The 20,548-nt window shown below is 49.8% G+C and carries 12 protein-coding genes, 5 pseudogenes and 2 riboswitches; of the genes and pseudogenes, 5 read left to right on the forward strand and 12 right to left on the reverse strand.

The genetic code is table 11. The features are described 5' to 3' along the window. Positions 1 to 4: 4 nt before the first annotated feature. Both TJ79_RS28500 and TJ79_RS04775 read left to right on the forward strand, forming a co-directional pair. Positions 5 to 250 (forward strand): annotated as a pseudogene (locus TJ79_RS28500) (hypothetical protein); the annotation flags it as partial. Between the two features lie 51 nt (positions 251 to 301). Continuing rightward, positions 302 to 940: pseudogene (locus tag TJ79_RS04775) on the forward strand (cyclase family protein); the annotation flags it as partial. 62 nt (positions 941 to 1,002) lie between these two features. Here TJ79_RS04775 and TJ79_RS04780 read toward each other — a convergent pair. The 8 genes and pseudogenes from TJ79_RS04780 to TJ79_RS04815 all read right to left on the reverse strand — a co-directional run bounded on the left by TJ79_RS04780 (position 1,003) and on the right by TJ79_RS04815 (position 12,286). Continuing rightward, complete coding sequence (locus TJ79_RS04780; RefSeq protein ID WP_040949157.1) at positions 1,003 to 2,160, reverse strand: hypothetical protein; 1,158 nt, start codon at positions 2,158 to 2,160, stop codon at positions 1,003 to 1,005. After that, positions 2,147 to 2,671 carry a sigma-70 family RNA polymerase sigma factor gene (locus tag TJ79_RS04785; RefSeq protein ID WP_052339281.1) on the reverse strand — a complete coding sequence of 175 codons (525 nt, stop codon included), beginning with the start codon at positions 2,669 to 2,671 and terminating at the stop codon, positions 2,147 to 2,149. The genes TJ79_RS04780 and TJ79_RS04785 overlap by 14 nt, the downstream gene beginning before the upstream one ends. Positions 2,672 to 2,882: 211 nt before the next feature. After that, on the reverse strand, positions 2,883 to 3,608 hold the full coding sequence (locus tag TJ79_RS04790) for a DUF4199 domain-containing protein (RefSeq protein WP_040949159.1): 726 nt from the start codon (positions 3,606 to 3,608) through the stop codon (positions 2,883 to 2,885). Positions 3,609 to 3,743: 135 nt separating this feature from the next. Next, positions 3,744 to 4,814 (reverse strand): GNAT family N-acetyltransferase, encoded by a 1,071-nt coding sequence (locus TJ79_RS28505; protein WP_081756707.1) that lies wholly within the window; start codon positions 4,812 to 4,814, stop codon positions 3,744 to 3,746. Positions 4,815 to 4,970: 156 nt separating this feature from the next. Then, entirely contained in the window at positions 4,971 to 6,986 is a 2,016-nt protein-coding gene (locus TJ79_RS04800) for an acyltransferase family protein (RefSeq protein WP_040949160.1), read from the reverse strand. A 567-nt stretch (positions 6,987 to 7,553) separates the two neighbouring features. After that, complete coding sequence (locus tag TJ79_RS04805) at positions 7,554 to 9,389, reverse strand: LTA synthase family protein (protein WP_337588924.1); 1,836 nt, start codon at positions 9,387 to 9,389, stop codon at positions 7,554 to 7,556. A 246-nt stretch (positions 9,390 to 9,635) separates the two neighbouring features. Continuing rightward, positions 9,636 to 10,769, reverse strand: coding sequence for an aldo/keto reductase (locus TJ79_RS04810; protein ID WP_040949161.1), 1,134 nt, complete (start codon positions 10,767 to 10,769; stop codon positions 9,636 to 9,638). A gap of 80 nt (positions 10,770 to 10,849) precedes the next feature. Then, positions 10,850 to 12,286 (reverse strand): annotated as a pseudogene (locus TJ79_RS04815) (NAD(P)/FAD-dependent oxidoreductase). A gap of 64 nt (positions 12,287 to 12,350) precedes the next feature. Further along, positions 12,351 to 12,450: riboswitch (purine riboswitch) on the reverse strand. 246 nt (positions 12,451 to 12,696) lie between these two features. On the opposite strand from TJ79_RS04815, the gene TJ79_RS04820 reads away from it, so the two are divergent. Beyond that, entirely contained in the window at positions 12,697 to 13,011 is a 315-nt protein-coding gene (locus tag TJ79_RS04820; RefSeq protein WP_040949162.1) for an MTH1187 family thiamine-binding protein, read from the forward strand. Between the two features lie 265 nt (positions 13,012 to 13,276). On the opposite strand, the gene TJ79_RS04825 is transcribed toward TJ79_RS04820, so the two are convergent. Further along, positions 13,277 to 14,908 carry a formate--tetrahydrofolate ligase gene (locus TJ79_RS04825; RefSeq protein ID WP_040949163.1) on the reverse strand — a complete coding sequence of 544 codons (1,632 nt, stop codon included), beginning with the start codon at positions 14,906 to 14,908 and terminating at the stop codon, positions 13,277 to 13,279. Between the two features lie 254 nt (positions 14,909 to 15,162). After that, complete coding sequence (gene msrA / locus TJ79_RS04830; RefSeq protein ID WP_040949164.1) at positions 15,163 to 16,143, reverse strand: peptide-methionine (S)-S-oxide reductase MsrA; 981 nt, start codon at positions 16,141 to 16,143, stop codon at positions 15,163 to 15,165. Between the two features lie 416 nt (positions 16,144 to 16,559). Between msrA and TJ79_RS04835 the strand changes: the two genes are divergently transcribed. Together TJ79_RS04835 and TJ79_RS04840 are read left to right on the forward strand one after the other, a co-directional pair. Then, the gene (locus tag TJ79_RS04835) at positions 16,560 to 17,069 is read left to right on the forward strand and encodes a PH domain-containing protein (protein ID WP_040949165.1); all 510 of its coding nucleotides are present in this window, start codon (positions 16,560 to 16,562) and stop codon (positions 17,067 to 17,069) included. Positions 17,070 to 17,097: 28 nt separating this feature from the next. Next, positions 17,098 to 18,416 (forward strand): annotated as a pseudogene (locus TJ79_RS04840) (MFS transporter). Positions 18,417 to 18,487: 71 nt separating this feature from the next. Here the strand turns inward: TJ79_RS04840 and TJ79_RS04845 are convergent. Both TJ79_RS04845 and TJ79_RS04850 read right to left on the reverse strand, forming a co-directional pair. Then, a complete protein-coding gene (locus TJ79_RS04845; RefSeq protein WP_052339275.1) occupies positions 18,488 to 19,183 on the reverse strand; it encodes a CAP domain-containing protein in 696 nt (231 codons plus the stop codon). A gap of 1 nt (position 19,184) precedes the next feature. Beyond that, positions 19,185 to 19,317: riboswitch (cyclic di-AMP (ydaO/yuaA leader) on the reverse strand. Positions 19,318 to 19,501: 184 nt separating this feature from the next. After that, positions 19,502 to 20,465: pseudogene (locus TJ79_RS04850) on the reverse strand (substrate-binding domain-containing protein). Positions 20,466 to 20,548 lie beyond the last annotated feature (83 nt).

Raw genomic sequence — 20,548 nt, forward strand, 5'->3', positions numbered from 1 at the left:
CGGTATGGAGGAATGTAGAGTGACAGAAAAGATCACAATTGAGGACAAGCGCGTACAATTTGATTTTGAAGTGGATTTTTCCAACGGCGGAGGAATCCAGGGGCAGGGCTTCCGCCTCGACATCGATGGCGACGACATTTCCGATGCGGAGTTGGCAGACTATATCGTTAAGGACCTGCGCCTTCTCATGGTGGGAGAAATACGGATTCTCAATAAAACGATCCTTTCGGAACGGCATAAGCGCAAAGCGGCTGCAGCTGTCGATGGCACCTCGCAGACCTCCACATTAGTCGATCTCAGTCACCGCGTCGAGAGTGGCATGGAAACCTATCCAAACATGCCGCGGCCGCAGGTTACCGATCATTTAAGCTACGAGGCTTCGAAAGAGCGTTATGCCCCTGGAGTGACGTTTAATATCGGCCGCGTTGATATGGTAGCCACATCGGGGACGGCTATCGACAGTCCCGCACACCGGTATGAAAACCATCCCGATATCGCCGAAATGCCCCTCGAATCCGTGGCGGATCTCGAAGGCATCGTCATCCGATTAGCGGGAATGTCCGGCCGGGCCGTTACGCGGCAGGCGTTGGCTGCAAGCGGAAGCGTTCGCGGTAAAGCGGTTCTCATCGAGACCGGGATGAGCACGCAATGGGGCTCTCCCCCCTACTTTGCGGAGCATCCCTACTTGACCAAGGATGCAGCGGAGTTCCTGGTAACCGAAGGAGCTGCCCTCGTCGCTATTGACAGCCTGAACATCGACGATACCAGCGATCCAAACCGGCCTGTTCATTCGATCCTGCTGGCAGCGGGTGTTCCCATTGTGGAAAACTTGACCAACCTGAATCAGCTCCCTACGGAAGGATTCCGCTTTACGGCGGCTCCGATGAAGCTGAAAGGAATGACTTCTTTTCCAATACGCGCATGGGCGAGATTAACTTAATACAGGATAAAAAAGGCCCGATCAGCTTTTCAAGCTGACCGGGCTTCACTATTGCACAGACCTCATTTTGCTCCCAATGCATCAATACCGGCTTTAATCCACTTATCGGCATATTTCTCCGTCGCCCATTCGGACATGACTAAGCTTTCTAAATTACTCTTGTCTACCGTCAACAGTTTTTTAGCCGTATTATCCTTTTCCGAAGGGAAGGTGTAAATCACTACTTTGTCTGTCGTGAGAACTGCCAGCATGTCTTTATCCGGCGAAGAGACGGCATCTTTTGCGTCCGGTTCCAACTTCAGCACCTGTTCCCATGTCAGGTTCAAGCTGTCATATGCCGTAAGACTTTCCGGCAAGATTGCCGGAATCAGGGAAAATTCTTTCCCGCTCGGGCTGAAAATCCCGCCGCCCGAGCTTTCCTCAGCTACCTGCCAGCGCCCTTCTTTGCGGAACAGCATCCAGTCTGCAAGGGCAGATGTGCCGGTGATCCCGGCGACTTCATCCAGGTGGAAGCCTGTGGCGCCCGTCGTCGATGCGGCATAAGCCTTTAAATCCACTGTTCGCGTATGGATCTGCGAACCTTGGTTTGCACTTTGATCTTTTTCCTCCAGCGTTAAATAGCGATTGCCGGCAAACAACAGCGCTTGGGATACGACAGTAGGCTCGACGACGGTATTGGCAGCTGATACGGCATTAACCGCCGAAGCTGATACTGACGCCGAATCGGCATCGATCCTCCGGGCCTGGAGAGCAGCTCCGGTTCCCAATGCATTCTCGTTAGAGGTAATCCGCCAAAATTGCTGACCGTATGGCATGAGGATGCCGCCGCCTTCGGCAACGGTTTTCATCTTTCCTTCCTGTTCGGCGATGACCAAAGTTCGGTAAGCCGGAGATGACGATTTTGCGTCGCTTCGGAGTCCAAGCATGAGGACGGAACGGATATCCGGAGTTTTTTCCGGCGTTCCTGCGATTTCGTGAATCGCTACCGATGCGGTTTGGCTGATTTCTTCCGGAGTTGGCTCTACTGCCAGTCTGTAACCGGCAAATACAAGGATGACAAGCAGCAAGGCAGCTCCGGCGATGGGATAAAACCTGCGTTTGCTAACGGGCTTGCGGTCGAATTCCCGCATAATTTTCCGTTGCAATTCCGGGGTAAATCCCTTCTTGGGGAAAGGATTTCTGGAAAGCTCTCCGAACCATTCTTCATCATTTCGGTTCATGAGTCTCGCCCTCCTTCATTTTCGTAATTTTGGCTCTGGCCTGAAACAATCGGGACTTGACTGTTCCTTCCGTAACGCCTAGCAGGGAGGCGATTTCCTTCATCGACATCTGGTGATGTCCGAAGAGAATCAATACTTCCCTGTATTTGGGGGGAAGCCGCAAAACCTTCTCCCATATATCCGTTATAGAGAAGCGGTCCATGGCCGTCTCTTCCGCGGAAGGTTGGGAGGAAGTATAATCAAAGCTTTCAAAGAGTGTCACCCTGCGAAAAAAAGCGGAACGCCGGTAATCGGCGGCGGTATTCCGAGTGATGGCAAGCAGCCACATTTTCACTGAACCTTCTTTTCGCAGGGTAAAAAGTCCGCGATAAGCTTTCAGAAACACATCCTGAGTGATATCGTCGGCTAAATCTCTCTTACGCGTGAGGCTGAATGCATAGTTCCAGACATCATTGCCGTAGGCGGTCATCAGATCGGCAAGGATGGATTTTCGGTCGTCGCTATCGGCCATTGTTTTTAAGTAATCCCATTCCACCCGGATGTCATCCCCTTACTCCTGTGAAATAGACGGCGAATCGGTAGATTAGGTTCATTTTTTCGCACATCTTTTTATTTTCATCGTAAAATTTTGAACAAAAATAGAAAAACCGCAGGCGTAAGACAGCTTATCTACCCTGCGGTGTCTGTCATTAAAGTGGCAAATCCGTAAGTAACGGATACGATCAAGGGAGGATATCGGGTCGTTTTCCATCTTTGAAATCGGTAAATTCGATATATAAGGTCAAACGGTAGGGACTATCCTCATCCTTTCTCTTGTATACGCCAAAATAACCTTCCTGTCCAAAGGTGATCGTTTCCAGTTTCACCAGCGAGTTCTTCACCGTCGATTGCCAGAAATAATTCAGCTCGAGCGGAGAATTATTCCAAAGCCAATCCAGATCTTTGACAGCGACGCCTTTCTGACGCAAAACCTCAAGCCTAAATAATACTTGGGTATCCTTTTCGTCGATCACCATCGATTTTTCATTTACGTTGTTCAGTTCACCAGCATATTTGCGCAGTTGATCCTGACCGGCCGAGTGCTCCGTAAGAAATTGAAAGGAATCCACCCGCTCGAATTGGGAACTGTAGTTTTTCAGCTCATCCAGTTGGCGAAGCTCCTTGAGGCTCGGGTTCGACGCAAATTGTACGATTACGAAATAGACAAGTCCAAATAGCAGCGCCCTCCAGTAGTACTCTTTGTTCAAATTCCGCCGGCGGATCGCAAAAAATAGAGCGAGCAGCAGCCCGATAGGCAGCTTAAATCCGAACAAATGGATGGACAGCATGGCGGCCGCGGCATAGAAAATGACGATTAGCAGCCATTTGACAGGGTTTAGCTCTTTTCTACGATTTACCAAAGACAAAAGCAGCAGTAACAAAACGATCAGGTTCAGCAGCCAAAGCATACAGCTTCCTCCAGAGGGCCAATTTCCCGTCAAAATAAGGTCCTTACATCCATAACAGGAAGGCCTCCGGGTGCTGTCGGTCATCTGTGTCTGCTCTATTCCGTTAAGATAAACTCCCTGTACCGGTTAATCGATTCAAACGAGATTCATGGTTAACACAAGACGATCGCGGCAAAGGATACCGTTCTCGTAAATCGCCTCTTGATAATTCCGGGTAAAATAGTCAGGCTCTACCGAGGCAATGCGGAAGCCGACCTTTTGGTACAGCATGAGTTGATTTACGCTGGAATTGCCGGTTGCGATTTGCAGGCTGGCGCATCCTTGTTCCTTCGCGATCTGAATAGCGGATTGCAAGAGTTTTTTGCCAATGCCTTGCCGCTGGAAGTCTTCACGGACGGCAATATTGGTAATTTCCGCAACGCCATTTTGTGTATGGGATAAGACGAATTCGCCGGCGATGCAGTCATCCAACTCGATCACAAAGCACTTGCCGGTACTCAGGCTGCTCTCCACCAAGTCCCGGGACGGATCAGCCAGTAGCAACAGATCGTACGGAGGCGTTTCATGAGGTCCGAGGGGACGAACCCCTTTCTTTTGCGGCAGGTCCTCGCCTTTTTCGCTAATATAGCCCCGATCAACTGCCTCCTGGATCAATTCGGCGATATAAGTGTAAAGCCCTGTGGCTCCTTCATCGATCCAGACCGCCCGCTTCAACACTTGCGTGCTGGTTACATCGTTTTCACGCCAGGATTGTCCACGGTTGCGGCTGTTCAGCAGCATCGGCTCCAGCCGGTCAATGGCGTTAGCGTAGCGGGATTCGGCTGTTTCTCTCTCCTCGAATTCGTGCCACAATGCCATAAATTCTTCGCCAATGTCATTCGGCAGCAGTCCAAAGATCCGTTCGGCCGCTTTCTCCTCCCGCTCCGCTTTATCTAAATACCCGGTTTCGTCATAAGCGAAAGTATCGCCTGCGTCAATTTCCACGATATCGTGTATCAGCAGCATCTTCAGTACCTTAAAGAGTTGAATGCTGTCGCTGTTCGAATATTCCTGCAGCACCACAGCCATGACGGCTAGGTGCCATGTATGCTCTGCGTCGTTCTCATAACGGAGACCGCCGATGATTCTGCTTTTCCGTAAAATGCGCTTCATCTTGTCAATTTCGACAATAAAATCCATTTGCTGTTTGATTCGCAAGCGGTCCATTCTCTCTCTCCTGTTCGCTTTCCTCTCTTTATTATTCCATAGTCTCGCGGGCTGCGCCACCCCTTATCGTCAAGAAAAAAAGTCTTTTCCGCTTTATCGGAAAAGACTTTTTACGACGGAAAAAGCGTATCTCGACAATAGCGTAATCGTGCTGGATTAAGACTCGGTTTGACAGTTTCGAATAGCCTCCGCGACGAAAGATGCGTAGAACTCCGAGCCGTCTGGAGTCAGGTGCACACCATCTGAATAAAAGAACGAATCGTGCCCGGCGCTGGTTTTGTACCAATCCAAGAAAGTGACATTTGAGTATTTTGCAGCGGCTGCTGCCAGTGATTCATTGACGGAATCCTGCCACGGCCTAGGAACGCGGGTGTTTATCAGCATAACATGAGGAACATCTTCGAGAGAGCTCATTAACGATTCCAGCGTCTTTTTGCTGAAGGTTCCGTTGGTGCCCAATTCGATGATGACGAAGTCCCCCAACGTTCCTGCAGCTTTGCGTTCCATGAGGATCTCTGCCCCTTCCGACATTTGCCTACCGATCTTGCCGTCGATATGAATGCCCGGCAGCAACTTCTCCAGATAAGGGCCGATATCCAGCATAACCGAATCGCCGATGGCGATCATTCCTTTTCCGGATATCGGGTCAGGTTTGCTGGTGCTTTCAACCGTTGAGGTAGGCTTAGGAGTATCGGTTGGGTTTGGTTTTGGCTGATCCGTTGGCTGTGTGGATACCGTGGCCTTTGGCTTTGCCGTCTTTGCCGGTGTGTGCGGCGTGGCGGTAGGAGGAGCCGTTTTACCAGAAGTGGATGAAGCCGTTTCTTTTTCAGGCGATTGCGTAATGGTCATTTTAACGGTTTGGTTGTCGTTTTGAACAATCTTATTGGGTGTAGACGTTGCGGTTGCGGCAGGTTGGTTTGCGGCTGTCCCCGTTGGCAACGTTGCACTTGCCGAGACGATCGGATTCAACTTGATCATACCGACGCCGATCAGGACGATGGCAAGAAACGGTGTGACGGCCATGAGTCCCGTACGGCTTGCAAGACGTATAGGCTTGCCTCCTGTCGATCTCCATTTGCGGAAAGCCGTTTGGATGGCTCCCTTGCGAATGGGATCTTCAATGTACTTATAGGATATAGCAGCCAGACTGACGCTTGCAGCGATTTGCAGCAGGCAGCGAGTCAAGTCAAAGCCATTGGTATTTACTTCTGGCGAAGTCAGGACAATGATTGGAAAATGCCACAGATAAATCCCATAGGAGCGGGCGCCCAGCCAACGGAGAGGCTTCGACCCCATCAGTTTTCCAAGTTGACTGGCAGGATGAGCAAGAACAGCGACGACCATGGCAGTGGCTGCGGATAAAAGAACTAGACCGCCCTTGTATAATCCGGCTCCGTACTGATCGGTTTGCCAAATCATATAGAAGATTGCCAACAGACCGCCAATCCCTGCGGTGTCCAGCATCCGCCTGCTCTTTGCCGATATATTCGCTCTTAGTTTCCGGCTGGGCCATAGTACGGCAAGAGCCGCTCCGATCAACAGCCCGAATGCGCGGGTATCAGTGCCGTAATAGACCCGGCTGGGATCTTCTCCCGGCGTGTAAAGGAACAGCATCGCCAAAGCGGACAACGCGGCTATCGCTAAGGTGAGACTGAACAATATGCCTCTCCGCTTGCTTATCCGCAGCAGGAGTGCCAGCAATAGCGGCCACAGCAAGTAAAACTGCTCCTCGACAGCCAGCGACCAAAGATGGCCCAAAGGCGACGGCGGTCCAAAGCTTTCAAAATAGGAAACCTTATGAAAAATAAGCCACCAATTGCTGATATAACCTGCGGCTGCCCATGCATCACCATGCAGCGATGGTTGACGGATTCCCGTAAGGGCGACCACCACGCAAACGACAGCCAGCATAACGAACATCGCCGGCAGCAGTCTCCTTGCTCTTCTGAACCAAAATTGCTTAAGGTCGATTCGTCCTGTATCCTGCTTCTCCGCAATCATCAGGTCGGTAATCAAATAGCCGGACAAGGTGAAGAAAATGCCAACTCCCAATAAACCGCCAGGAGCCCATTTTAGATTCAGATGATAAGCGATGACCGCCAAGACAGCGATAGCCCGCAAGCCGTCAAGACCAGTCATATAGCGGCGGTTCTCCTTCAGCGGATCAGGCATGAGGGTATCCCCCTTTTTGCGGAAATACCAAGTACCTATCGGGCGGAATGGATTGCTGCGATTTTCTCTCAGTTGGCTCTAGCTGGTTCCACCGTTTCTCTCTCATGCTGAATCTGCCTTTCTCTCTCTAATTTTAAACGTCCCTTAACTCAATTCGACAATTTTCGACAAAACTAAACCGGTACCAGCCCCCCTTGTTATCCCAAAATGAGAGGAAATGCGTTCAAACTAGCGCGAATCCATCCGATCGGTTTCCACGGTGTTGCCTGCGCCGCCATTACCTACTATATGCTTACAGGCTTGACCGATAATCAATAATTGTTATCGTTTTGGTCATGTTCAGCACCGCTTGTTTTCACCTAAATAGACGCCGCACCCAGAACAGAAGTTTCAACATTTTAAGAGAAAATGCGCGGAGTTTTCGGTGTTTTTGACTGGGAATTACAGGAATTAAAATTTCGTGGTTGATTCGCCTGTGATACTGGACAAAATATCCATAAACAAGAAAAGACCCCTGCTCTTGGCAGGGGTCTCGTAGGTGCATATTTGTTAATGTCACCAAATCTGTTATTCCCGTTTTGGCAAAGCACTTACGTAGGTATCCGACAGCTTCTCCAAATTGAGCACATAATCGTAATCTTTGCGGTATTGCGAAAAATCCGTTACCGGCTCCATCGTCCGGATGTCGATGGCAGTGCCGTCATCAAATCCTTTTCCCGGAACAAAGAGGATTTTATCGTTGAAGAAGGAGCCTGTCGGTAAGTAGTAGCGCATCCCGATGACATTTTCTTTAATGTTCAACAGGTCATGGCCGAATGCGACATAGCCTTCATCTTCCAAAGATATCCCAAGCAGATTGGCCAGCGTCGGCATAATATCCACTTGTCCACCGACTTGATCGACAACCTTGCTTTCCGCGCCTGGTGCGTGAATGATCAACGGAATGTTGAAACGGGTCAGTTTAGGATCATATTTAATGCCAATTTCGGCTTCTACATCATCCGGCTTGTTGTCGGCAGGTTGCAACCCGAAATGGTCTCCGTAAATGGCGACGACGGTATTGTCCCACAAACCGTTGTCCTTCATCTTCTGGATGGCTCGGCCAAGGGCTTCATCCGTATAATGGACGGCTTGCAGATAGTCGCCCAACTGCTTGCCTTTCAAAGAGTCCGGGAGGTTCAAAGTCTGATAGTTTTCCGGAATTTTAAAAGGATGATGGCTGGACAGGGTGACAAACTGGGCGTAAAAAGGCTGGTTGGCGTTTTGCAGATCCGTCAGCTTTTGGATGGCGACTTTGTAGAGTTCATCATCAGAAGCGCCCAAAGCGTTGAAATGGTCGTTTTCAAAGTTCGGCTTGTCGAAGTATTTTTCGAAACCAAGGGCCGGGTACAGTTTGTTCCTGTCCCAGAAGGTGACGTCGTTGACGTGGAAGGTCATCGTCGTGTATTCGTGACCCGCCATCACTTTAGGCAGGCTAGGAATGTCACGGTTGCCGAAGCCGGTGGACATAGCAACCGTCCCGGTAGGATAGATCGACGTATTGGACATGAACTCGGCGTCGGAGGTGTTGCCTTGTCCGATCTGTTGGAACACGTGAGGGAAATAAAGCCCTTCCTTCGTCAGTTTGTTCAGGTTCGGCGTAATCTCCTGACCGTTCACCACCAGATTAATCGGGAAGTTCTGCAAAGCTTCCACTTGAATGATCAGCAGATTCTTTCCCTGCGCTACGCCAAAATCATTCGGCTTGCTATTCGTCGGGGTTGCCGTAGGAACCGTACTTGAGGATAGCTCCTTCAATTCCATGGGCATTTGGCTCAGCACTTCTTGGGAATCCTTTTTCTTTTCCGTTATATCTTTAAGGATGACAGATGCTTGGTAGTTAGGAAATCCGAGCAGCTCCGCCCTTTTCATTTCGTTGACCGTATCGCCTGATACGAACCAGGTGGTCAAGCCATAGGCAAGTCCTACAATGACGAGAGAACCTGCAATCATCCGGGGTAGACGAGCGATATCGGCAAAAGCCGGTTTTCGACCAATGACCTTGAGAACGATAAACAGCACAATACCAATGGCGAAGTCAGCAAAAAAGAGAAATTCCCGCAATTGAATCACGGACTGAACGGACGAACTGACTGCCGGCAGCTGACCGGCTCCCGATAAAGTGGTATAGGTAGGAACCGTGCCGAAATAGTGATAGTAAACGGCTGCGGCGAACAAAACAATGGAAATCAGCAGCAAGCCGACAACATACAGCGTTCCCTTTATTTTTTTCGGTATAATCAATTCAACAAGAGCGGTGATCATGACTACGCTGAATATATCTGTCAGCAACTGGGTGATACCTGTTTCATGGAAGACAATTCCGCGATACAGCTGCAATTTAAGCACAATCAGCAAGGTCACAATCAGAAAATGGCTGAAAGAAAGTCCAGGCTTTTTTTCTGATATGGAGGATGACATGATGGCAGATCCTTTCTAACTTTATATTCCCCTAACAATCATAAACAATATTTTAACAAAATATCGGCCGAAAGGATACCAAAAACCAGAAACAACCAGATTCAAATTTTAAAGTTTTATGGCAAAATGAAAGGTTGAGATCTGGAGCGAATCCAGACTCAACCTTTTTTTGTTTCGGTGCGGGACCACCTATCCGGCAGCTACTCCCAATGCGGCTGAGGTTTCCCTCAATTGGTGAATGATGTGGATATCCTGCGGGCATTTCTCTTCGCAGCTGCCGCATTCGACGCATACATCGGCGTTGCGGCCGTTTTTAATGTCCCCGTCTGCAAGCTTGCGGTATTCCTGTTTGGCATAATCGTGCAGCCCATAAACCCGGCTATAATTCATCAGTTGAAAAACCCGCGGAATGTTGACGTCAACGGGACAAGGCATGCAATAATTGCAGCCCGTACAGTAGAGATCGGCAAGGCGCTTGTTTTCTTCCAGCATATCCGCCACACGAATCCGCTCTTCCTCCGTAAGACCTCCTGGAATGGAAGCGACTGCAGCATTTTCCTCCAACATGGTCAGGTCGCTCATGCCGGATAAGGCTACGGTTGCGTAAGGATTGGCGATGACAAAACGCAGTGCCATTTCAGCCGTGCTCCTCACATGGCCAAGCATGCTCCGGATCGCTTCCGAAGGCGCGCCCAAACGCCCTCCCCCCACCGGTCCCATGACGACGACGCCCATGCCTTTGTTGTAAGCGTGCTCCATCCCGGCAGTAAGAGACTGATCCAGCAGATTGTATTGCAGCAGTACCGTTTCAAAATAGCCGGAATCGATGATTTTGAAGATGTTGCCGGGCTCGTCATGAAAAGAGAAAGAAATATGGCGGATCAGCCCTTCATCTTTTGCCCGCCAGGCGGCCTCCATCGGCCCTCCCGGCACATCCACTTTATTCTCGAAAGTGTGAAGATTGATGCCCCACATATGATAAAAATCGATATAGTCGGTATCCAACTGAGTCAGAGAGTTTTCCAGCCTTCTACGCCAGTTGTCACCGGATGCGTCCTCAATGGGATTTTTAGTCGAAAGATAGATGGAGTCTCTTCTCCCCTTGATTGCCTTGCCAACGACCGCTTCGCTTTGCCTGTCGCAATAGCCGGGTGCAGTGTCTACATAATTGATTCCCAGATCCAGCGCCCGATGGATAAGGGGGATTGCCTTGTCCTCGTCCACGATTTTGCCGTTGCCCCTCTCGATCATCGGCAGGCGCATGGCACCAAAACCGAGAGCGGAAACTTGGATTCCGGTCTTGCCCAAAGTTTTATAGATCATGGCTATCCCTCACAGTATTCATAATCGCAAACGAATAAGAAAACTGTAAAGGACTGCCTATTGGATTGCTATTAAATGGGTCACAAACGCTCGGCGATGCTGCGGGCGATGTGAACTCCCGCTGCTCCGGCTTGGGCTAAGCCTCGGGTGATGCCCGCTCCGTCACCGCCGCAGAACAGCCCGACGATTTCCGTTTCCAGATTCTCGGTGAGCTTGGGACGGGCGGAATAGAACTTGGCTTCCACTCCATAAAAGAGCGTATGCTCCGAAGCGATCCCGGGGGTCACTTTCTCCAGCGCCTCCATCATTTCCACAAGGCTCTTCATTGTATTATAGGGAAGCACAAGGCCCAAATCGCCAGGAACGGCTTCCGGCAAGGTGGGCTCCAGAAATCCCTCTTTGATGCGTCCTGCGGTGGACCGCCTGCCGCGGATGATGTCGCCGTACTTTTGCACAATGACTCCCCCGCCGGACAAATCGTTAGCCCGTTTACAAATCTCGCGGGCGTACTCGTTCGGCTTATCGAAGGGATCGGTGAATTTGTGGGAGACGAGCAGCGCAAAATTAGTGTTGCGGGAACCGAGCCGCGGGTCCTTGAAGGAGTGGCCGTTGGCTGCCATGATTCCGCTGTGGTTTTCCACGACGACGTGCCCGGACGGATTGCTACAGAAAGTGCGAACCCGGGTTCCAACCGACGTGTTGAAAATAAATTTCCCTTCATATAGATGCTCATTGATTTCGCGCATCACGATATCGGAGGTTTCCACACGAACGCCGATGTCCACCTGATTGTTTTGCAGCTTTAGGCGGCGCTTTTTGAGGATCTGCCCCAGCCAAACGGAACCGTCCCGACCTGGAGCGATCACAACGTTTGCGGCATGAATGGATTCACCGCTCTTCAAAACAACGCCTTTGATTTCGTGGCCTGCGGTGGTTTTTTCTGTGATGATATCTTCCACCTCAACGCCAAAGCGCATGTCAATGCGAGTGTTCAAGTACTCAAAGATGGATTTCAAGATCATCAGGTTTTGTTCGGTTCCCAGATGACGAACTTAGGCGCGCAGCAGTTTCAATCCGGCCGCATAAGCTTTCTGTTCGATAAGCCGGATCGATTCCGTCGTCGGATCGGTGATCTGTTCGGTTGCACCGTGATTCAAGTTGATCTCATCTACGTACTGGATCAACTCAAGTACCTTGGAGGGCGGCAAATAATCGGTTAGCCAACCGCCGAATTCTGTGGTGATGTTGAATTTACCGTCACTGTATGCCCCGGCTCCGCCGAATCCGGCGGTGATGGAACAGGCCGGCAGACATCCGGCAAACTCCTTTCGGCCGGCGGCTGGCGGACACAGCTTGATTTTTTCATCCAATATCGGACAATTTCGCTTATAAATCGTATGCCCTTTATCGATCAGCAGCACCTTGGCCTGCGGGGCCAGCAGCGTCATCTCGTAAGCGGTAAATATTCCGGCAGGGCCTGCGCCTACCACGATCAGGTCGTAATGATTTTCTTGCATTCCGTCATCCCCTTAGAAGATTAGAATATCCGTGCACACGATAAAAAACCCAGCTCTGCGGGTACGCCAAAGGCGGCCCGTTCGTAGCTGGGAAGTTTACGGCTTCTCGTAGATACCCTCAACCCTAATTGTGAGGCTATACGAACGTTAGTGGTGAAGTCACCTTTTAGATCCTACATCGAATCTGCGCTTTTGTCAAACTTAATGTTCGGATTTAGCCCATTATTTTTCTGATATTTACTAAATTTTATTAGTGATTCAAAAAAACGCTTATCACCAAGTGGGATATCTAATGATTAATGTGGTTAATGTTCGGATTTTGCTCATGTGGTTTCGTATTGCATTTGCCCCTTGACGCCGAATGTACTATTCTTATGCTAAAGTACTTCCATATAAAGGAGCTGTAATTCATGGCAATAGCCGAAGTGACCATTGTCCCGCTTGGAACCGCTACGCCCAGTGTCAGCCGATATGTGGCCGAGGTTCATAAAGTTTTGGAGCAGGCTGAGGAAGCCGTCAAATTTCAAATGACGCCCATGAGCACCATTATCGAAGGAGATCTGAACGATATTCTGGCCGTGATTCGGCGGATGCATGAGGTTCCCTTTACCAAAGGGGCTGAGCGGGTATCCACCTCCATCCGCATCGACGACCGCCGGGATATCGCCGGCTCAATGGAGCAAAAAATCCGTTCCGTTCAAGAAAAATTGAAGGAACTCGACTAAGTTCTCGCAGGAGCGCGTAGCTTCCGAAAGCATAGTGCGCTTACTGAATCAAATGCGATTCTAACAGATGCCCGCAATAAAAAAGGACGCTTCTTTTCCCTCCCATCCGGAGGAGAAAAAGCGTCCTTTCCTTAAGATATCAGAAAGGATTAACTTCGCAGCAGCGACATCCTGATATCGCAAGAAAAACGACATCGAAATGCGGTCTGGCTTCTTTGATTGTACATCGATAGACGTTTTCCTTACAAACATGCAACGATTTTGATTAAAATAATCCGATTGCGTTACCGGAAGCATCGACGCCAAGGCGGACGGCGGCTGGAACTTTCGGCAAACCGGGCATAATCATAATCTCGCCGGCGAACGCTACGAGAAATCCTGCACCTGCCGACAGGTTGACTTCGCGGATATGAATGGTAAAGCCTTCGGGGCGGCCTAACCGCTTCGGGCTATCGGATAAGGAATATTGGGTTTTGGCCATGCAAACCGGGAAGTCGCCAAAGCCCAAATCTTCTGCTTTGCGGATCGCTTTTTCGGCAGCAGGTGAATACGTAACATCTGCGCCTCCATAGATTTCACGCACGATGATCTCTATTTTTTCTTTAATAGGCAAAGTAGTTGCGTAAATAGGCTGATAATGAGAAGCTCCGCTCTCCAAAAGCCCAATGAGTGTGCGGGCAAGGGCTTCCCCGCCTGCTCCGCCTTTTTCCCAAACTTCGGATAATTCCACTTGGACGCCAGCAGCCGTGCACAGCTCTTTCACGCATGCCAATTCGGCTTCGGTATCGGTGAAGAAACGATTGATAGCAACGACTACCGGCACGCCGAATTTTTGCACATTTTCAATGTGCTTAGCTAAATTGGCGAATCCGTTTTTAAGAGCGGAGAGATTTTCTGCGGAAAGTTCGCTTAATGCGGCTCCCCCGTTATATTTCAGCGCCTTGACGGTAGCGACGATAACGGCTGCATCGGGTTTGAGCCCCGCCTTCCGGCACTTGATATCAAAAAACTTCTCGGCTCCCAAGTCCGCTCCGAAGCCAGCTTCAGTAACGACGCAGTCCGCAAGCTTAAGCGCCAACTTCGTGCCAGCGACGCTGCTGCAGCCGTGGGCGATATTGGCAAAGGGACCGCCGTGAACAAAAGCAGGCGTGCCTTCAATGGTCTGCACCAAATTGGGTTTGATGGCATCTTTCAGAAGCAAAGCCATGGCGCCGTCGGCTTGCAAATCCCCTGCTGTAACGGGCTGTCCGTCGTAGCGGTAGCCGATGATGATGCGAGAGATCCGTTCCTGCAAATCTGCGAGGTTCTCGCTTAAGCACAGAATGGCCATTACTTCTGAGGCAACCGTAATGAGAAAACCTGCCTCCCTAGGGTTGCCGTTTCCGGCTCCAAGTCCGGTTACGATTTGCCGCAAGGAACGGTCGTTCATATCCATGGCCCGTTTCCAGATGATCGTGGACGGGTTGATGGACAGGGCGTTGCCATGATACAGATGGTTATCGATCATAGCAGCAAGCAAATTATGGGCGGCGGTAACGGCATGAAGATCGCCGGTAAAATGCAGATTGATATCTTCCATCGGCATAACCTGAGCCTGTCCGCTCCCTGTAGCACCACCCTTGATGCCCATGCAAGGACCAAGGGACGGCTCGCGCAGAGCGGCGATGGTGCGGACGCCGATCCGGTTCAATGCCTGAGACAGCCCAATAGTGGTTAGTGTCTTTCCTTCTCCTGCCGGAGTCGGGTTCATGGATGTAACAAGAACCAGCTTCCCGTCAGGCTGCTCCTTCACCCGTTCCATTACTTCGGGAGCGATTTTCGCTTTAAATTTGCCGTAATACTCCAATTCATCCTCCGCAATGTCAAGCATGGCGGCGATCTCCTTAATGGGCTTCATGCAGTCATGTCCTTTCCTTGCAGCCGAGTACAAGAGTTTTTTGTCGAATTGACGAAAATATCCAAGGATTTATTATATTCAGCTTTATCGGGAAAAGCAATGAACTGCGTTATAGGCAAGGTTAAACGGCAAATGCCGTCCTTGATGGACGAGGGACTCTTACCGTAGCGGAATAAGGCTATTTATAGTGGCAAACCTATTAAACCTTATGTAGCAAAAAAAGCCCGCGTCTCTGCAGGCTCTGAAATGATGGCTTAAGCAAAAAGCTTACGGTATTCGCCGTAGCCTTCTTTCTCTAGATCAGCTTTCGGGATGAAACGCAGGGCAGCGGAGTTGATGCAGTACCGCAATCCGCCTTTATCCTGAGGTCCATCTTCGAAGAGATGGCCGAGATGGGAATCGGCATGCTGGCTGCGCACTTCCGTACGGATCATGAAGTGGCTGTAGTCGTGTTTTTCCACAACGGAACCGCTTTGCAAAGGCTTCGTAAAGCTGGGCCAACCGCAGCCGGAATCGTATTTATCGAGAGAACTGAAGAGTGCCTCGCCGGAAACGATATCGACGTAGATCCCTTCCCCATGGTGGTCGAAAAACTCATTGCGAAACGGCGGCTCCGTGGCGTTCTTCTGGGTGACTTCAAATTGCATCGGAGTCAGCCGATTGCGCAGGTCCGCTTCATCCTTTTTATAGTCCCAGTGCTGTTTGATGTAAGCATCTCGCCCAGATCCGCTGCGGTAGCGTTTGTAGTGAGTCGGATTTTTGTGATGAAAATCTTGATGATACTCTTCTGCTGGATAGAATGTAACCGCAGGAAGGATCGGCACAACGATGGGATGGGAAAAGCGTCCGCTTGCTTCCAGCGCTTTTTTGGACTCCACTGCCGTCTTTCGTTGCTCTTCATTATGATAAAAAATTGCTGTCCGGTAAGAATCTCCCCGATCGTGAAATTGTCCCCCGGCATCTGTTGGATCGATTTGCTGCCAAAACAGCTCAACTAGCTTGGCGTAAGAAAAAACTTCGGGATTAAAAGCGATTTGCACGGCCTCCGTATGTCCGGTCGTGTGGGAGCAAACCTCTTCATAGGTAGGGTTCGGTTTATGGCCGCCGGTATAGCCGGAAACCACCTGAAAGATGCCCGGCTGCTCCTCAAATGGAGCTACCATGCACCAAAAACAGCCGCCTGCAAAAGTAGCCAGCTCTCTTTTTTCTTTAGCGGAGTCCTTTGTCGTTTCCATTATAAGCTCCCTCCGTTTCGATTTGGTCTTTCTTCGTAATTATTCTAATATTAAAGTATACCACTACGTGGTTTGGGTCAAACGATGAAGGATTAAAATTGCGAGCGATTGGTTGGTTTACGCAAGGAAGGCAAGATGTGTATACTGGTGGAGTCCGATCGTAAAAGGGAAAGGGTAATTTTCGTGTGAATGTGGTCATCATGAATGCCGTTCCGACTCCGCAGGAATACGTGAACATGCGCCTCAAAGGCCTTTGTAAGCCTGCTAGCAAAAGTACCGGCGGATCATTTGTACCAACAGTCCGGGTTCGGTTATTCGGCGCCGAAATCATTAGGCATGTTCATAGATAGTGAACGTTCACACGAACCCCTCGCTTCCATTTATCTGAATTTATCTGAACAGAAAGGGTGTTTAGTATGGCCTTTTGTTATCAATGCGGAAAAGAACTTCTGGAGGGCGACAAATTTTGCAGCGGCTGCGGGACGCAGGTGGATAGCGCGCAGCGTACCGCCTCTCCTCCTTCACAAGCCGTTCCGGTGGCTGCCCAGCAGAAACCTGATGAAGAGATCGTACTGTGGGAGGGTAAACCTGCAGACATTGAGGATCGACTGAAAGACATTGCCCATTTGAATACGACCAGTTATACCGTTACCAACCAGAGGGTCATCCGCAAATCCGGCTTAATTGGCAAAAAAGTAGAAGAAATTGAGCTTGTCCGGGTAAAAGACCTGTCCATCCAACAGTCGATAAAGGAACGGGTATTCGGAGTCGGCAATATCTCGATCTTATCCGATGACCCGCGTACGCCCGAGTTGATTTTGGAGGATGTAAAAGACGTCCAAACCGTTAAAGATATAATCCGTAAAGCTGTGCGGGAAGAAAAAGCAATGCATAAAATCGTTTACCGGGATGACATCAATCTTTAAACAGAGATAGGAGTTCGTGTTGCAAGTCATGCAGAAAAAAAGAATCCAGGTCCTGATCAGTATTGTTCTCGCTATGCTCGTGGCCTCTCTTGATCAGACGATAATGAATACGACCATGCCGATTATTTCCGAGGAACTGGGTGGAATTCATCTCTTCGCTTGGACGTTTGCCAGCTACATGATCATGTCAACGGTTATGGCGCCCATTGCCGGAAGGATATCCGATATCCATGGCAGAAAAACGATTTTCGCCATCGGCATTCTTCTCTTTATGGCGGGCTCCCTGCTTTGCGGATTGTCGCACACCATGCTTCAATTAGTGATTTTCCGCGGGATACAGGGCATCGGAGCAGGTATCATGAATCCGTTTCCGATCATCATTGCCGGGGATCTGTTCCCTGTGGAAAAACGAGGTAAAATTCAGGCGCTTTTCTCGACTATGTGGGGAATTTCAGCTGTCATCGCCCCCCTGCTCGGCGCTTTATTCACGGATTATGCCACCTGGCGATGGATTTTCTATATCAATGTGCCCATCTGCATCCTCTGCCTGCTGTTTTTATACTCGTATAAGGAAGAGTATGTACCAAAGCGGTCATCCATTGACTACGGCGGAGCGATCCTTTTTACAGCGGGGATCGGCCTGTTGCTGACTGCTACCGTTGTGGATTCGGACATTTTTTTCTATTTGCTCGGGGGCTTCGCGTTCATGGTCGTTTTCGTCCTATTCGAGAAACGGCACAGCTCTCCGATCATTCCTTTGTCTCTGTTGAAAAATCCGGCAATCCTTTGGTTTATACTGAACGCTCTTTTCTCTTGTGCGGCGTTATTCGGGACATCCAGCTATATTCCATTCTTCCTGCAAAATCAAGGGTATTCCACCTTTCTGAGCGGCCTTGTCCTGCTTGGCCAATCGGCAGGCTGGATGCTGGTAGCGGTGCCCGCTGGTAAATGGATCGGTCGTTACGGCTATATCCGACTGACCGTTGTAGGCAACGTCTTCTTGTTCTTTCGGGAATCATGCTGTTTTGTCTGCAGCCTGACAGCAGCTATCTGTATGTAACAACGGCCATGACCGTACAGGGCGTCGCTTTCGGGCTGCTTTTCACCGTCTCGACGATCGGTTCCCAGGAGCTCGTGGGAAGTACCCAGAAAGGGATTTCCACCTCCATCGTCATCTTTTCGCGGAATATCGGCACAGCCGTCGGTGTCACCATCATGGGAAGCTTGCTCACCCATGCGGAAGGATTTATGCTGGGGATCCGTCATTTGTTCTTATATGGTTTGATTGTAAGCTTAGCAGCTTTGGCCACTTCGTTTCCCATTCGCAAGATCGGTGGGGATTCATAAAGACATAAGAGTTAAAACAAAAAACCGAACCTTGTGGGTTCGGTTTTTTTCTGTGCGAGGAGTTTCAGGGATTAGTTCTTAATAAACTCTTGCACCCAGACGCCGTTGTAATAAGCGACGCCGATTTTATTGTAGTTTGCGTTCAGGATGTTTGCCCGGTGGCCTTGGCTATTCATCCAGGCGGTCATAACATCTTGCGGGGTTTGTTGGCCTTTGGCAATGTTTTCACCGGCATAGGAATAGGAAATTCCGAAAGATGTCATCATATTAAAAGGCGATCCGTAAGTCGGCGATGTGTGGTCGAAATAGTTGTTGTTGTACATGTCCTTGCTCTTCACCAGCGCCATATTGCTGAGAGCGGAGTCCAAGGTAAGAGGCGACAGACCGTTCTTCGACCGTTCCGTGTTTACTAGGCTGGCTACTTGTTGAGCGTAGCTAGAGACGGAAGCCGTCGTATTTTGCGTGTTATTCGAAGCAGCAGGAGTCGAAGTCGTTGTCTTCGCAGGAGCAGACGCAGCCGGTGCGGATGCTTTTTGCGGAAGATTGATCGTCATGCCTGCCCAAATGATATTAGGATTGGCGATTTGCGGATTGGCATTAATCAATGATTGCAGGGTAATGCCCTGATTGACGGAGATTTTCCACAATGTATCGCTATCCTTGACGGTGTATCCGGTGGCTGCATGGGTTGTGCCTGCACCAAACAAAGGAGCGGCAAAGAGAGAACCGGCAATAGCGGCTGAGAGCAACAGATTGGTTTTCTTCATTGATGTTTCTCCTTTCGGCCTACGGAGTTAGCTGTCGGATTCGGAGAGGGAGTTCCCCGATCGCCTTACGGCGATTTCACCCCAAAGGATTGGTTTCCCCGTGCCCACTGTTCGGGCTTTGGCCTTCGTATTTTTTTGACCCGATCAGTATAACACAGGATTATGTTAACTTGGCCTGGTAAATCCATGAAGCTTACTGAAGTCCGCATGGAGCAAGGCTTTGGCCGTGCAGATTTTTTTATTTTGATATGGATTTCGGCGCAAAAAAACGCACCTCGCCTTAAAGGCAAGATGCGTCAAATCGGCTTTATGATGAGTTTAGGTTTCATAAAGGACTCGGCCCGTTTGCGTCAAGTCGTAACCGGAAATTACGCCAAGTTCATGTTTAAAGGATTCGGATTGTAAAATCCGCAGGACGGAATCGATCCATTTTAGGTTTTGCGGGTTTTTCAGTAAAACAAGATCATAGCGCTCTTGAATCAGCGGAATAAAGTCGACATTGCCCACTATGGAAGCGGCCTTTTCAATTCCCACCCCGACGTCCGCCTCACCTGAAGCCACTTTGCCGGCTACCCCGATATGATTGGATTCCTCGACCGTATAACCTATCAATCGGCTGGGATGGATGCCGTTTAAACGCAACTGCTCATCCAGCAGGATGCGGGCTCCTGATCCGATCTCGCGGTTCACAAGGCGCAAACCGGAGGTAGCCAGGTCCTTCCACCCTTTCAGATTATGGGGATTACCCTTTTGAACATAAAACCCGGCCCGACGCGTTATCAAATTCACAACCAGATAAGAGAAGCCGACGAGTATCTTGCGGATATAGGGGATATTGTATTCACCGGAATCGCCGTCCAGAAGATGTGTGCTGACGATATCCGATTCACCTCGGTACATGGATATCAAGCTGTCAAGGCTGCCCACATAGGCACGCAAAGGCCGCACACCGGAGATGTTTTTCTCGATATGCTTGGCGAGAATGTCCAAGCTGACATCTTGGCCGGTGATCACTAAGGGGCGTAAGCCGGCGATGGTCGATGGGATTGAGGCTCCGTAAGAGATGGTCGGTTCATTCAAAGGTTGCACGTTTTTTTTCGCTTGCCGATAAACCCTTCGCCCGCTGTTTGTAGGCTTCCAAGTCTGCGGCATCTATTCGCATTTGCTTGCCAACGCGATAGGCAGTGAGCTCCCCTTTTTTGATCAAATCATAGACGGTGAGCTTGGATATTTTCAACAGATTGGCAATTTCCTCTGTCGTATACGATACATCCTGGGACATGCGGGGTCTCCTTTACGATCATTCGCGATGTTTCGCCATTCTTTCAAGCTTCTCATAGTTTATCACATTTTTCCATAAACGAA

Origin of the sequence: Gorillibacterium massiliense, from assembly GCF_000455485.1 — a bacterium.
GTDB lineage: Bacteria > Bacillota > Bacilli > Paenibacillales > NBRC-103111 > Gorillibacterium > Gorillibacterium massiliense.